The sequence below is a fragment of the Bacillus sp. sid0103 genome, assembly GCF_019219025.1.
This window is the reverse complement of record NZ_JAHUWN010000030.1, coordinates 47858-63239: the sequence shown is the minus strand read 5'-3', so window position 1 is coordinate 63239 and position 15382 is coordinate 47858. Positions and strand designations below refer to the sequence as shown.

At 36.3% G+C, this 15382-nt stretch carries 11 protein-coding genes and 1 pseudogene; 7 read left to right on the top strand and 5 right to left on the bottom strand.

The annotated features are described in order from the left end of the window. Positions 1-216: 216 nt before the first annotated feature. Positions 217-714 carry a sigma-70 family RNA polymerase sigma factor gene (locus KW850_RS26150; RefSeq protein ID WP_218350683.1) on the top strand — a complete coding sequence of 166 codons (498 nt, stop codon included), beginning with the start codon at positions 217-219 and terminating at the stop codon, positions 712-714. Next, on the top strand, positions 707-1729 hold the full coding sequence (locus KW850_RS26145; RefSeq protein WP_218350682.1) for an anti-sigma factor: 1023 nt from the start codon (positions 707-709) through the stop codon (positions 1727-1729). The genes KW850_RS26150 and KW850_RS26145 overlap by 8 nt, the downstream gene beginning before the upstream one ends. Positions 1730-2404: 675 nt before the next feature. On the opposite strand, the pseudogene KW850_RS26140 reads toward KW850_RS26145, so the two are convergent. Continuing rightward, positions 2405-2781, bottom strand: a pseudogene (locus tag KW850_RS26140) (hotdog domain-containing protein). 324 nt (positions 2782-3105) lie between these two features. Next, complete coding sequence (locus KW850_RS26135; RefSeq protein ID WP_218350681.1) at positions 3106-4332, bottom strand: phospholipase D-like domain-containing protein; 1227 nt, start codon at positions 4330-4332, stop codon at positions 3106-3108. Between the two features lie 329 nt (positions 4333-4661). Between KW850_RS26135 and KW850_RS26130 the strand changes: the two genes are divergently transcribed. After that, the gene (locus KW850_RS26130; RefSeq protein WP_218350680.1) at positions 4662-5432 is read left to right on the top strand and encodes a hypothetical protein; all 771 of its coding nucleotides are present in this window, start codon (positions 4662-4664) and stop codon (positions 5430-5432) included. A 216-nt stretch (positions 5433-5648) separates the two neighbouring features. Here the strand turns inward: KW850_RS26130 and KW850_RS26125 are convergent, their stop codons facing one another. Then, positions 5649-7058, bottom strand: a complete 1410-nt coding sequence (locus KW850_RS26125) for a GH1 family beta-glucosidase (protein ID WP_218350679.1) — start codon at positions 7056-7058, stop codon at positions 5649-5651. A 1031-nt stretch (positions 7059-8089) separates the two neighbouring features. Then, entirely contained in the window at positions 8090-8899 is an 810-nt protein-coding gene (locus KW850_RS26120; RefSeq protein ID WP_218350678.1) for a class I SAM-dependent methyltransferase, read from the bottom strand. A 313-nt stretch (positions 8900-9212) separates the two neighbouring features. Here KW850_RS26120 and KW850_RS26115 point away from each other — a divergent pair, with 313 nt between their 5' ends. The 3 genes from KW850_RS26115 to KW850_RS26105 all read left to right on the top strand — a co-directional run bounded on the left by KW850_RS26115 (position 9213) and on the right by KW850_RS26105 (position 12356). Then, positions 9213-10463, top strand: coding sequence for an ATP-binding protein (locus tag KW850_RS26115; protein ID WP_256358460.1), 1251 nt, complete (start codon positions 9213-9215; stop codon positions 10461-10463). 237 nt (positions 10464-10700) lie between these two features. Further along, positions 10701-11318 (top strand): DUF47 domain-containing protein, encoded by a 618-nt coding sequence (locus KW850_RS26110; RefSeq protein ID WP_218350677.1) that lies wholly within the window; start codon positions 10701-10703, stop codon positions 11316-11318. Between the two features lie 51 nt (positions 11319-11369). Then, positions 11370-12356: an inorganic phosphate transporter gene (locus KW850_RS26105; RefSeq protein ID WP_218350676.1), complete on the top strand. Its 987-nt coding sequence runs from the start codon at positions 11370-11372 to the stop codon at positions 12354-12356. Positions 12357-12937: 581 nt separating this feature from the next. On the opposite strand, the gene KW850_RS26100 is transcribed toward KW850_RS26105, so the two are convergent. Continuing rightward, positions 12938-14095: a DUF4317 domain-containing protein gene (locus KW850_RS26100; protein WP_218350675.1), complete on the bottom strand. Its 1158-nt coding sequence runs from the start codon at positions 14093-14095 to the stop codon at positions 12938-12940. A 187-nt stretch (positions 14096-14282) separates the two neighbouring features. On the opposite strand from KW850_RS26100, the gene KW850_RS26095 reads away from it, so the two are divergent. Next, the gene (locus KW850_RS26095; protein WP_218350674.1) at positions 14283-15251 is read left to right on the top strand and encodes an NAD(P)-dependent alcohol dehydrogenase; all 969 of its coding nucleotides are present in this window, start codon (positions 14283-14285) and stop codon (positions 15249-15251) included. Positions 15252-15382 lie beyond the last annotated feature (131 nt).

Below are 15382 nucleotides of genomic sequence, written 5' to 3'. Positions count from 1 at the left end.
TTTTTTTATTCAACTATCCCCATTAGTTTAAGTCCAAACCTTCACAATGTCTCCTACACTTCCCTCACGATCACTTTCTTTTTACCTTTCAATTCTTTCACTTTGAGCTGCAACAAATCGCAATTTTCATGAACGTAGTTTTTTTTCAGAAAAAATTTCCATGACTGCAACTTTTTGCTATTGTTAAACGTGGTTAGGTTGAAAGGGGGAGAAGCAGTGGAGCTTGATCAAGCTTATCGAGAAAATGTAAATGATTTATATCGCTATCTTTTCTCCCTTTCAAAAGATCATTTTATCGCTGAGGATTTAGTGCATGAAGCCTTTTACAGGGCATATTTGCAGCTCGAGGATTATGAAATTTCTAATATCAGAGCGTGGCTGTTTAAGGTGGCCTACCATGCCTTTATTGATTTTCAACGAAAAAATAAGCGCCTTGCCTTCAAGGAGCAGTTTGAAGAAAGTGGGCCAATCTCAAAGGAAACACCAGAAAAAAGACTGCTGGAAAAAGAAAGTTTTCAATTATTATTAAATGATATTCATTCGTTAAAAGAACAGGAAAGTCATGTTTTGCTGCTTTGCGATTTGCATCAGCTTACCTACAATGAAGCCGCGGAAATTTTGGATATGAAAATAAATACACTGAAAAGCCATTTACATCGGGGCCGTAGGAAGGTCATGGACAGAGTGAAGGAAAGGATGACGGCAGATGAGTGATGAAAAAAAACAAATGGAAGAAGACTATCAAAATTATCTAAAAGAATCTCTGAAAGATGTGAGAGGGCTTCACCCATACTCAAAAGAAGGCCAAACAGAGATTGTGAATCAAGGAAAAAATATGGCACGAAGAACGAATATCATGATCAGTCTCGCTATTCTGTTATTGATTGTTCCTGTCATGACTTTAGCCACCTATATGTATTACGCAATTGGCGGTCGGGCGGACCACCTAATTGATGTTGTGACAAAGACGATTTATGTTACCGAGCCAAATATAAGCTTAGAAGAGCTGGATTTAGAAGATGAAATTAGTTTTTTTTCAATGAATATAAACTTTGATGTTTTTAAAAGAATTGGTAAAGAAGATTATAAGGTTGGAAACTATGATATTGACTTCTTGTTGAATCATCCAAATTTCCCCAAGAAGAATTTGTTGTTAGATCGGCCGTTGTCTGAAAATCCTAGCAAGGAAACGGAGGTCATTGTACACCCTAAAGTAAGAATTCCTTATTTTGAAACGAATGAATGGGATAAATTAAAAAAACTTCCAGATGGAACAGTCGCCGAGGTAGATGTCTCGCTAAACAAGTTAATGAAACCAGAAGATTTGAAAAAAAGTCTTCCTAAAAATATGGAACTCCGCTGGTTTGCCGTTGATACAGGAATGGAAATCAAACAAGAAGACGCCGGCGGTGTACCAATTACACCGCTAGGCTACCCTGCACAGTATGATCCAACTACATGGTCCCCATTTAAGACCAATGGTGAATCAAATGAGGAGGTTTTTCTTGATATTTTAAAATTGCTTAAAAAAAATGAAACGGTTGCTGAAAAAGTTGCTCGCGCCAAATCTTTGTCTATAGGGAGTCGCCTAGCCTATATCGAGCAACACGGTATAAAGGTTTATGGTGCCGTCATAACTGGTCCCACGGAAGAACTGAGAAAACTGCAGGATATGAAAGAAATTCGCGCGATGAAGGTGGGGGAAGTGAAACTATGGAACTGGGAATAAAGAAAAAAGGAGGTGGAAGACGCCTTCCTACAATATCAGGATTTTTATCTTTTCTGATTGCTCTTATTTCATTAGCTGGTTTAAATGTTGCCCTTTTAATAAAAAATTCAGGGTTTCCGGGAGTCTTTATCATTCAGCTTCCGATTTTAGGTTTTTTTCTCGGTGTTACTGGGTTATTTACTTGGAGAAGATCGAGACTTTTTGCCATATGGGGGCTCTCCCTTTGTATCTTTCTGCTGATTTTTACTTTTTTAATGGTGATATCTTCATTGAGTATTAATTATAAACCATGATACGAAGGAAAGAAATTAGGATCCTTGAGTAATTAATAATCAGTGAAAAATACAAAAAGTACCTCTCACTGTTCGTATTTATATAATAAGAACTGTTGAGTGATAATAGATTTATTCAATTAAATGACCCATTTTTATTAAGAGCAATCGAAGAGTTCCTCAGTACCAAGTATGTCAAATTAATAAAACGCAAATTCAGCGTTTTTTATTTGCTACTTAATGTTTTACCCTTTTATGTCCGGCGCCATCGGATATGGCGCCGGACAGCTTATTCTTGTTCCAGGATCGCGTCCGATTGCTGAAAATGGAAAATGTGAAAAAGCTACAAAAATGGCACCTCGGCTATTTTACTAGGCACCTAGGTAAAGAAAGTATAAAGAAATTAAAGTATTACACCTGAAAAATCCCCTTTTAATACTTCTTTTTCATTCTGATTTTTACATAAAAAGGATGCAATAATAGATGTTCTATTATTTTCTTGACTTTGGTATTTTTCAATTTTAACTTCACAAATGATTGTATCCCCCGTAAACACTGGTCTTAAAAACTCAAAATTCATAGTACGAGCCAACACGTTTGCATCTCCACCTACTTTTGTTGGTAGAGTTGCCGTTAATAACCCTTGAACTACAAGTCTTCCCTGTTCATCTGGGGTTATATGATGAATCCCTTCATCACCTGAAATCTCTGTAAATAATTCAACATCCCTTACTGTAAAGTCCGTTCAAATGTAATGATATCTCCTACTTTTAATGACATATAAATCTCTCCCTTAAGGTTTTATACTGTATGGTTATACCGGCGGACAAAACGCGAATTTTATATCTTAATAACGAATAACATCGTTGAAGTATTGTTTTGGTAATTTGTTTTCGGTTAAGCTCTTGGATATAAGCTATTTATCTGAGGAACGGAAGATCAAAACGCTACATAGAAACCCTAAAACGTTCGTTTTTCGATATCCCTATGTGAGAAAATCTTGAGGTTTCCAATCTTTTGGGTTTGTAAATTACCATAAATATCCTTTTCTTATCGAACTTACCTTCACCGTTAGTTGTACAAGCTATAAAAAATACTTAGTTTTTACAAATAATACTCAATCATTTTTGCCAACTTTTCTTTCATTTTTTCTTTAATAGATAATTGATTGACGTCAGAGGATGTTACTCGCTTTGAATTTTGGAAGTCTTCATTGATGACTGGCTTTATTTTAGAAATATAGACAGGATCATGGATATAACAGTTCATTTCTTCATTTAAATGAAACGAGCGCGAATCAAAATTTACGGTTCCTACCATCAATACGTTTTTATCAATCAAGAATACTTTACCGTGTATCACTCCCTTTTTATAACCGTATACTTCTATTCCCTGTTCTAATGCTTTTCGAATATATGGATACGCTGCTTCTTTAACTAACAGTGCATCCGAATGAGGTGAGAAGAGAATTTTGACACGAACTCCTCTTTTTCTTGCTTCCACTAATGCGTTCCAAATAGTTCTGTCTTTTGGTATAAAATAAGGTGTTACTATAATGATGGATTCTTTTGCTTGTTTAAACAGCATTGCATAATCTTGCCCAAGTTTTTCTCCGCTATAATATGCAGTAAATCGATGCGAGGTTGCTCCCCTTTCCTTTGTCGCGCTGTGTATAGGAATCTGTTGCTCTGTGTTTTTCTTCCAGTCTAACACAAATTGATGTTCTAGATCTTGAACTCCTTCTCCTCGTATTTGAAGGTGATAATCTCTCCAGTGACCGAGTTTTACTTTTTCTCCTAAATACTTCTTGCCGATGTTAAATCCGCCAATGTACCCAACCCTTCCATCAATAATTGAAATACGGCGATGATTCCGACGATCCAAAGAAGCAAAAAGATAAGGAAAAGCAGGGTTATTGTAATACGTAAAATGCACTCCTGCTTTAACCAATAATTCTCTTTCCTTAGGCTTTAGTAAAATTCCACCAAGTCTGTCCACTGCATAATATACTTCTACACCCTCCTGGCTTTTTTGCCTCAATAAATCTAGAAACTGATGACTTACTTTATCATCGGCAATAGAGAAAAAGTTGATATGCACGTAATATTTTGCTTTCTTTATATCTGAGAATATTTGATTGTTTAACTGTTTCCCGTCCGTATACATAGTAATATTACTTTGACGAATCGGGTATTGGATGGGCTGCTGGTCAAATACCATCCTTTTTTCGGCTGCTGTTCTGTCAATTTTACCCCAAACAAGCAAAACATAACATGCGCCGATAAATACAATTAGGAGTACTTGAAGGATTTTCAGTATCTTTTTCAGCATATGTAATCTCCTTTATATATTATCGTTTTCATTCTGTTAGTTTTTGTTATCGGGACAAAACTATCCCGTAGCTCAATAAGAAAAGCTGCATCAATGGCAAGCTGGATTTTAAAGTAAAGCACCCTATAGTTTAAGTACAACATTCTGCTTTTGAATAAGAAAAAGGCGACGGCATTTAGTAAATTTAAGGAGTCACAATCCGTACCTGATAAACTAAATTAATAGTGGTACACTTAAGGTAAGGTTCTATTAAAAAAGGAGCTTAAAAATTACTACCTGAGTCTAAATAAGTTATAATAATTAAAAAATATTTTTGAGGTGAATAGGCATTGGATTTTTATTCAAATTCAGACCAACAAGTAGAAAAAGTTGATGATGAAGAATATAAAGAAAGAGAAAACGCTACTAGACAAAAAGCAGAAAGGGAACCGGAAGAAAGAGGATATAAACAATGGATTATGGGAAGGAAAAAGAAAAAAGTAGATGAAGAGAGCGAAGCGGAAGTATTTTCGCCTTCCAGATCCAGAACGTCAACTAAGAAAAAGAAAGGAAAAATGTTCTCGTTAAAATTAGTCTTTAAAATATTTGTAGTAGCAGCTGTTTGTTACAACTTCAATTTCATTTGGAATTTTATGAAAGATCCTATTGGTAATTTTACGTTTTATCATACATTATTTGTACTAGGAATATGTGCAGGTATTAATTTTGTTGCCGTTTGGATTCTGTTTTATAAAAGTTCGTTTATGAGATTTTATCTTTCGTTATTAGCAATTTTAGGATCGTTTGGGTATTACTTTTACGTAAATTACACTAATCACTCCCTTATGGGGAATAATATCAAAACTTCGTTGCTTGTTATGATATCAGTTTTGATGGTCATTTATCCTAAAGTAAATTATTACTTGAAAAGCATCGTCCTTCTGTTGATACCTATTTTAGGAATATATTTAAGTGGTAATAAATTTGCACTTGTATGGGCTTTAATGTTGAGTGGTGGATTGGTACTATTATTTAGAGTGACTAAATCAAGAGCAAAATCAAAATCAAAATCAAATAAAAAGGAACATCGAGCAAGAAGAAACCAAAAGCAAACAGCTTAATATTTATTATGTAGCAATTAAAAATGCTGGTTATGACAGTATATTTATTGAATGAAAATAAGCCGAAAATGTACAAGTGGTGAATAAAAACTTGTATATTTTCGGCTTATACAATTTTAAAAATGGAAGAAAAGCACCCAAAAACGGAACCCTATATTGTCCGAATGCAAGGCCTTTTTGGACACTCCCCTTCTACAAAACCCTTCCACAAATACCTTACAACTCTTCTCCCCTCGTCTCAATAATATGCTTGTACCAATGAAACGACAGCTTTTTCTTTCGGTTTAAGTGATCCTGATGATCCACATAAATAAAGCCGTATTGCTTTTTATACCCATTCAGCCAGCTTAATAAATCAATCACAGACCATGCATAATATCCTTTTAAATGGATCCCTTCTTGAATGGCGCGCTTTACTACTTTTAAATGTTCCTCAATATATTTAATGCGTGGAACATCGACGATTTCACCTTCAATAATCGGATCTTCATCACCGAGGCCGTTTTCTGTTACATACATTTTTATATCACCATAACGCTCCTTTAACATATGCAGCCCGTCTAAGAATCCTTGCGGCGAGATTTCCCAGCCCCATTTTGTATAGGTTTTATCTTCCATTTTGACCGTCCGATAAAAGCCATCAAACGATGGGTTGCCTGGAGCTAACGTAGAGGTTTCCCGTGAATGTTCCTTAGTAGAACCAGTTTCATGATTTTTCTCTACTCGAATGGGCTGGTAATAATTAAGTCCGATAAAATCGTTTTTGGACGCATTTCTTCTCAACGTATCAAGCTCTTCTTCTGTCCAATTAGGGGTCCACCCTTTCTCCTTTAACTGCTCAACCACATAGGATGGATATTCTCCTTTTAAAATGGGGTCATAATACCAAAAAGTTTCATACTCATTCGCATGCCGAGCAGATGATACATTCTCAGGCTGATCATCTACACTGTATGCGGGTAAGAACACATGAGTAATCCCTATTTCGCCGTACTGTTTCAATTCCTTGTAGACTTCAACGGCTTTCGCATGAGCATAAAAAACGTAATGTGTTGCTTGAAAGTATTTATTCTCATCGTTTTGGATGCCTGGCGGATGTGCTCCTTTTAAATAGCCTAATCCGCAAAACATCACGGTTTCATTGAAGGTGATCCAATGTTTCACTCTGTCCCCGAATGCCCGAAAACAAATTTCTGCATACTTGACGAAGGCGTCAGCTGTTCGCTTATTCGTCCAGCCTCCGTCTTCCTCAAGCGTAAGAGGCAAATCCCAATGATACAAAGTAACAAATGGAACAATACCATACTTTAAACATTCATTAATAATATGATTATAAAATTCTAGGCCTTTTTCATTGACTTCCCCGTCTCCCGTCGGCAAAATCCGAGCCCATGAAATCGAAAACCGGTACGATTCAAGCCCCATCTCTGCCATAAGTTTAATATCTTCTTTGTAACGATGATAATGGTCAATCGCTACATCACCGTTCGTCCCTTCATACGTTTTTCCCGGAATCTTTGAAAAAACATCCCAATTCGTTAGCCCTTTCCCATCTTCATTCCAAGCCCCTTCTATTTGATAGGAAGCAGATGCCGCTCCAAATAAAAAATCATGTGGAAACTTCATTTTAAACCCTCCATTTTTATGCCAATTTATTAAATTTATAACCATCTATAAAATTTATAGGTACAAATACTAAAATGATTATATACCTATAATCCACATTTGACTAGATAATTCTCGGAAAACAATTAAAGATAGTATCTGCCTTGATGAAATAATTAAATCTAAAAAAATGAAAAAAGAGCTGGAGTTCAGCTCTTAAATTACTATTCTATAACGTAATCCACAAAAACATATTTTGTTGTATCTATGTCCGAACTAAAACTCGACCGACGAATCAATTAGTGGATGCTGATCAATTTTTCTCTGCAATCGATGATTTAAATAAAAACCATTTATTGGATGGATCATCAATTTGAATACATGATAGTGGTATCATCTGGTTGGAGTGAAGAATATTGTAGCCATTCATTATTCGTTACCATTGACTCTCTTTTTTAACCCGGATGGGCACGATTAGACTCTATTCGTTACCGTTTACTCTTTTTTTAACCCGGATGGGCACGATTAGACTTTATTCGTTACCGTTGACTCTCTTTTTTAATCCGGATGGGCACGATTAGACTCTATTCGTTACCGTTGACTCTCTTTTTTTACCGGGTGGGCACGATTAGACTCTATTCGTTACCATTGACTCTCTTTTTTAACCCGGGTGGGCACGATTAGACTCTATTCGTTACCGTTGACTCTCTTTTTTAACCCGGATGGGCACGATTAGACTCTATTCGTTACCGTTGACTCTCTTTTTTAACCCGGATGGGCACGATTAGACTCTATTCGTTACCATTGACTCTCTTTTTTAACCCGGATGGGCACGATGAGACTCTATTCGTTACCGTTGACTCTCTTTTTTAACCCGGGTGGGCACGATGAGACTCTATTCGTTACCGTTGACTCTCTTTTTTAACCCCCGACTGGCATGCGATGGGAAGCCTTTCTAATTCAGGGATTTTTATCAACAATACGCCGGGAGTGCGCATCAGTGAATCCGCTCCAAATAGTTTTATTCAAAAGATCCCTACTTTTGCCAAAGTTTATTTTTTCCTCCCGATATATAACAAGTGCGAGGAAATTCCAAGAATATATGGGTCTGCCGCCCTTTCTTTGATTAATGCAATAATTTTTTCTACTTCATGTTCCCCTTTGTCTCTCCAATACTTCCAACTATCATGGGTCAAATACGCCCCTACATTTGAACCTATTAATTCCAATGTTTCAAATCCGTGTGCTTCCATAAAAGGATTGATGTCTTCAATAGTAAAATAATACGCACCTGTGAAACGTCCCTCATCTGCGTGATTAAAGCAGCCTGTGTGAGAAAATTCTATAATGGTATCCATGTTATCGTGGGGTCTCCAATTCTCTGGATATAAGAGTGAAGTAAGAATATGTCTTATTCTCGGCATAAAAGCAACAAAAACGAGGCCATTCCTTTTTGTCACTCGATTTAATTCTTTAACCGCTTGAATTCGCTCATGTTCCTCCTGTAAATGATACATCGGCCCAAGCATTAAAGATGAATCAAACTGCTCATCCTTAAACATATTAAGATTTCTTGCATCAGCTGTATAAAAACCTTCAAATTTTCCTTCTAAATGAAGTTCTATAGCTATATTTTCAGCAATCTTTACTAATCTTGGTGTAAAATCTGTCAAGGTAACCTTATAGCCTTCTTTTGCAAGTTCCATTGCATATTTTCCAGGTCCTGCACCATTATCAAGCACATATCCTGTTTTAGGCAGATATTTTTTTATATAATGCCAATTAACTTGGAATTCAATTGGTTCTCGATCCAGTCTACCCCACTCATCAAACTCGCTATAATAGTTTATTATCTTATTCACAAAATCCCATCCATTTCCAACATTTTCATAAGTAAAATTCTATGAAAAACGTTAATCTCCTGCATGAAACAAATTCTTCATTTAATCATTTCAACTTAGGTAGTGAAATAAAAGAAAAGTATTTTCATTTTTTAAAGAGTTTCATATAATAGAAATTGCTTTTATTTTTAATAGGGAGAGATAAAATAGATATGGTATTTTATGGTTCAATAACCACAATGAAGAAAGAGACCCTTAATGGTACTCTCGAACAACTGTCCTTTTTCATATCTGAAAATTCAAAACCTTATTTATCATTGTCATGTGATGCATTATGATTGAGTTACCACACGTCTTTGATCAGGTTTTAATCGTCCTTTTCCCCATCCTGGTTTACCAATTGTTCTTTAATGAGAGCGATTACACGCGAAGAAAACCGTATGCCAAATTGTCTATGTTGCTGCTAATTATGTTATTGCTGACGATGTCGTTTCCTATTGAATTAGAAAAGGGATATTACTATGACTTTAGAGTCATACCTGTTATCATTTCGTTTGTTTATGCAGGTGTCATTCCTAGTTTCATCTTGGTAACCGTTCTGTTTCTATACAGGTTTTATCTTGGCGGCGATGGGATTTACCTCAATTTAGTGAATATTATACTTATTACTTCTCTTTTGTTATTTTTCAAGCTGAAGTGTCAATCCTTCTTGATGAAAAATAAGACGGTAGTAGTCAGCATTATCTATCTTGCATCCGTTGTAATCAAACTAATTTATCTGTTTAAGTACGATCAGACAGAACAAATAGCTTTCACGATTTCATTTTATATTATTTCCTGGATTAGTTTGCTGATGGTGGTATTTATCATCGATTATGTGGATCAGCATGTTAAGATCCAAAAGGAACTGCAAAGGGCTGAAAAATTGAATGTTATTAGTCAACTAGCAGCTTCCGTTGCGCATGAGGTACGAAACCCTATGACGACCGTTAATGGCTTTTTGCAGCTAATGCGTAGTGACACTCATTTAGATAATAATCATAAGGACTATATTGACATTTCACTTAGAGAATTAAACCATGCCCAATCCATTATTAATGATTACTTATCTTTAGCTAAACCTAATACAGAGGGGGTCAGCGCAATTAACCTCTCGAATGAAGTAAAGAATGTTATCGGACTCATCACTTCATACTCTACTATTAAGAATATCCGAATTGAATCCTCCATCCAAGATTCGTTATATATGAATGGAAATCGGGATGAATTGAAACAGATTTTGGTAAATATCATCAAAAATGGTATTGAAGCAATTGAAGACAATGGCCTTTTGACCGTAAATGCCTATTTACATAATCATGATGAAATTATCATTGAAGTGATTGATACAGGGATTGGAATGACAAAGGAACAGGTCAGCAAGGTCGGTACACCATTTTACTCGACAAAGGACAAAGGGACAGGTGTAGGCTTGACCATCTCGTATCAGTTAGTTCATTCGATGAAAGGAAAAGTGAAAATTGAAAGCGAACCTGGGAAAGGAACTACATTCATCCTAACCTTTCCAGCGGTCACAGTTGATTAATAAAAACAATAAATACTTCCTATCCTGCGGAATAATCCCTAGGATATTTTTTTGTCATCCGTTACCCGATTTAATGGCGAACGAGTGTATATAAAGGTTTCCCTTCTTATTCACTCCTATTTCGTAAATGCCCTATTTTAAACCATTCATGAATCGAATAATCCGAAATGGAAATAGTAAGTTTGTAAGAATACTACGCGGAAATTTAATTTCTTTTGAAAAAGTGGAGGGAAAACCATGGCTACAAGAAAAAAAGACAAGTTTGCCGTTTATTTAGGGAATATTGCTACGAATTTAAAAGAAAGTGCAAATTATTTTGCTGACTATAAACTAAAAAATGTTAGCGATTTGAAAATTTTTTCTGAAAAAATGAAGGAATATGAAAACAAAGGCGATGATTTGGTTCACGAAGTAACTAAAGATTTACATAATGCTTTCATCACCTATATAGAACGTGAGGATATTTTAACACTGACAATGAGTATGGATGATGTTTTAGATGGCTTAGAGCATACTGCTGCACTCTTTGAAATGTACTCCATTATCAATGCTGATGATTTTATGCTTAAGTTTGTTGAAGCCATCCGCAGTTGTGCAGCCGAAATTGAAATAGCGGTTGAAATGCTAGCCACAAAGAAATTACTTAACATGCGGGAGCATGCCATCAAAATTAAAGATTTGGAATCAAAATGTGATGGAATTTTACGTGAATCGATTACTAATCTGTTTGCAAATGAAAAAGACCCAATTCGTATTATTCAATATAAAGAAATCTATGAAGAGCTTGAAAACATTGCGGACTTCTGTCAGGTTGTGGCCAATACATTAGAAACGATTATTATGAAGAATGCGTAATCATATTTATGTTTATGATTATTTCAAGTCAATACATTTTTGGAAGTACCCATGACGATTATCGTTATCATCCTTATTCTTGCATTGATCTTCGAATTCATAAATGGTTTTCATGATACCGCCAACGCAATTGCCATGTCCGTGTCAACAAAAGCTTTATCACCACGATTTGCGGTTATCTATGCAGGAGGATTAAACTTTGTCGGGGCATTAACTTCACAAGCGGTTGCGAAATCGATTGGCGGAAAAATTGCCGATCCTTTTCAAATTGAAAATGGATTGCTAATCGTCATCGCAGCTCTTATTGCCGCAATTTTTTGGAACCTATTTACTTGGTATTATGGGATTCCCTCTTCTTCATCCCACACCTTAATCGGTTCAGTGGCTGGTGCAGTTATTTTTGGATCTGGTCTACATTCTATAAACTGGGAAGGATTCACCGATATTATTAAAGCTCTCATCATTTCTCCTTTTTTAGCGTTTGCAGTAGGATTTATCCTCATGAAACTACTAGCGATTATCTTTAAAAACGTAAATCCTTACCGTGCGACTCGAGGTTTTCGAGGGTTCCAAATCGTAGCCTCTGGTTTAGCCGCCTTTTCACATGGTGGAAATGATGGTCAAAAAACAATGGGAATCATTGTTTTTGCCTTGGTTGCCGGCGGTTTTCAATCCACGTTAGATGTTCCATTTTGGGTACAAGTACTTTGTGCCGGTACCATTGGTTTAGGAACCATGATTGGTGGAATGCGGATTATTAAAACAGTTGCTAAAAAAATATTTAAGGTAAAACCGATCAATGGATTTGCAGCAGATCTATCCTCATTTATCGTATTACAAGGTGCCACCATGCTAGGATTACCAGTATCGACAACCCATGTATCCTCATCTTCCATATTAGGTGTTGGTTCTTCAAAACGGTTTCGGGGGGTAAATTGGGGAGTGGCCATAAGAATTGTTACAACATGGGTCATTACACTCCCGATATCGGCAATAATAGCTGGTTTAATCATGATGATATTGAAAATTTTTGTATAAGTATGATATCTGCTGATAACAATGGTTCAGTATTTTTACCAGAGTCAGATAGTGTGAAACATAAAAAAGAGTGGTAATAAACAATTGAACATCATTTGTTTATTACCACTCTTTTTTTAATTCAACAGTTTATGAATGGGCATAATTTAAATGTTACATGTCAGCGGATTGGAAGGATGAACAAAATGATACACCAACTTACGATGTATTTTCCTTTAATGCTTACCATGATACTTTTGATTTTCGCTTGGATATATGCTTGGAGTAGTTTATTTACGGTGATAGAGACCATTTTTTTATTTTTGAACCTCTTGTCTTATCACCATGGATGGAACTTTTGGTGGTCATATGTGGTTTGGATTTTCATCTTTATTGCTCTCATCATTCATCAAAAAACACCATTATTTGCTTGGCTTCTCTGTTTTTCATGTACAATTTTTCTTATTCTCTATTTTCATATACCTGTTTTAAAAATGAAATAAGTACTATCAAAAAAAGCTGGTCTCTACCCTTGGTAGAAAACCAACTAAAATTTATTCATATATCTTGTAGTGAATTATAAAGCCTGTCCCTAAAAAACATTAGAGTGTTTCCGATTCTAGTCGGAATCCTTCGATAACCACATCTTCATCAATCTCTAATAATAGGCACCGTTTTCCTTGATACATAATATATTTTACATTTTTCAGGTCTTTTGGGCTGATCGAGACATCTGCCACCTTTGTATTAATTTTTATGGATTTAGGAAGTAAACTACTAGCTTTGAATTCATGGTTTTCATCATCTAAGACACTCTTAAAGGCATGTTCCACTTTGGCCGTCTCTACATTTTCAACGCCGCTTACCGTTAAGATCCGTTCAATGTCTCGAGAATCCAACATAGGGGCTTCACTTTCCTCATTTTCTTCATTCTCTTGCACCATTTTATCGATTTCCTCATACATATTGGAAATAACCTTGGAATCCACTTCGTTTCCTATCACTTCTTTTAAAATGAGTTCGAAACTGTCCTTATTTTCCTGTGCTGTCATGATCACTTCACAATTAAGAACCTCTTCAATAAATCTTCCATCTGGTTGATTCGGTTTTCCCGCACAATATAGAATATGGTTCACATCTGCACCATTGTCATTAAAAGCAGGGAACAGAAAACCTGACAATGGAGATGCTAAATTGATAATGGGATCAAAAACGGTATTTGGTTTGAATTCTTTCTCGATATAATCAAACAGCAAGGCTTTTTTCGGCTGATCCGTTTTATTAAGACTGCAAAGGATAAACTGGTTGGAAAAGACTTCATCATCCCCGCCCTCTTCGCTTTCCTCATCCCGTTTCTTGGTTGGTTTTCGATATTCTCCCCGGATAAACGTCACCATCGTATCAAATTCATAGGCAATATCAGCAAACATTTTCTCCACGATTTGGAGCATGTTTTCTTTCCAATCTTCGGAATTCACTTGTAATCCTTCGTAGAGGATGGTTTGTGTGCTGTCTTCTACATCCCGACTGAATTTCAGCTCAAATAGCTTGGCATCAAGAGAACCTGTCAAAACTTTCTTAAAGTTAGTCAAAAATAATTCTTGTGTTTCTTGTTCTAGCATTTGAAATGGTTGACTGACTTCATGATAAATCTCACCGGATTCTTTTTTTACATACACATTGAAGATTTCTTGAATTTGCAGGTAGTAATTGTCTAATTTAAATTGCTTACGGATATTAGCGATATCTTGTTTATTCATTTATCTCAACTCCCATTCCTGATTATACTGTTCAAATTTAAAAATAGGAATACTTATAAACTCCTAGGTTCGATTCAGAGTTACAACTTTTTACAAATACAGTCTTGAATATCTTTAAACTGGAATATCCTTTACTTTGAAGGCAATAAGTTATATGGAACACATTAAAGGAATTGAGGAGGTTCTAATGAAAGCAATCGTTTCTAACAAATATGGTCCCCCTGATGTGCTTGAATTAATAGAGGTAGAAAAACCAATCCCTGGGGACAATCAGGTACTGGTAAAAATACAGGCCGCTTCCGTAAATTTTGGTAACTTGGTCCTTTTAAAAGGAGAACCGTTCTTAGCCCGTTTTGCCTTCGGACTCTTTAAACCAAAATACAGCGTACCTGGAGGTGACATAGCAGGTCAAGTTGAGGCGGTTGGCAAAGGTGTACAGCTGTTCCAACCAGGTGACGAGGTGTTTGGTGATCTATCAGGTTTTGGCTGGGGAGGCTTTGCTGAATATGTATCGGTTCCGGAACGTGCACTAGCATTAAAACCAGCTAATCTGTCCTATGAAGAAGCCGCTTCGGTCCCTATGGCGGGTGTGACAGCCTTACAGGGTCTACGGGATAAAGGTAAGATTCAGTCAGGCCAAAAGGTATTAATTAATGGTGCGTCGGGTGGTGTCGGTACTTTCGCAGTCCAGATCGCAAAATCATTCGGAGCTGAGGTAACGGGTGTGTGCAGTACAAGAAATGTAGACATTTTGCAATCGCTTGGAGCAGACCATACGATTGACTATACCAAGGAAGATTTTACCCAAAAACCACAGCGTTATGACCTCATTCTAGGAGTTAACGGACATAAACCACTCTCAGCTTATAAGCGGATATTAAGTCCTGATGGAATTTTTGTGCATGTTGGGGGTTCAGGTTCACAAATGTTCCAAGCCATGGTCCTCGGGCCTTGGATTTCAATGACTGGAAAAAGGAAAATGGGTACCTTTTTACAAAGACCGAATCGCGATGATTTGATTTATATGAAAGAACTACTTGAAGCTGGCAAAGTCAAACCTGTCATTGATCGGAGTTATAAGTTAAGCGAAGTACCCGAAGCATTCCGATATTTTCAAGAAGGACACGCACAGGGAAAAGTGGTGATCGCGATGTAAAGTATTGTTGAATAACGGTGTTATTTTCCGAAAAACATCCCATATTTGCAATAACTCTAGTCCGATTAAAAAAAGAGCTGTGTAAACAGCTCTTTGGTAACTTTACCGAAATACCGGCACTTCTTTACTAC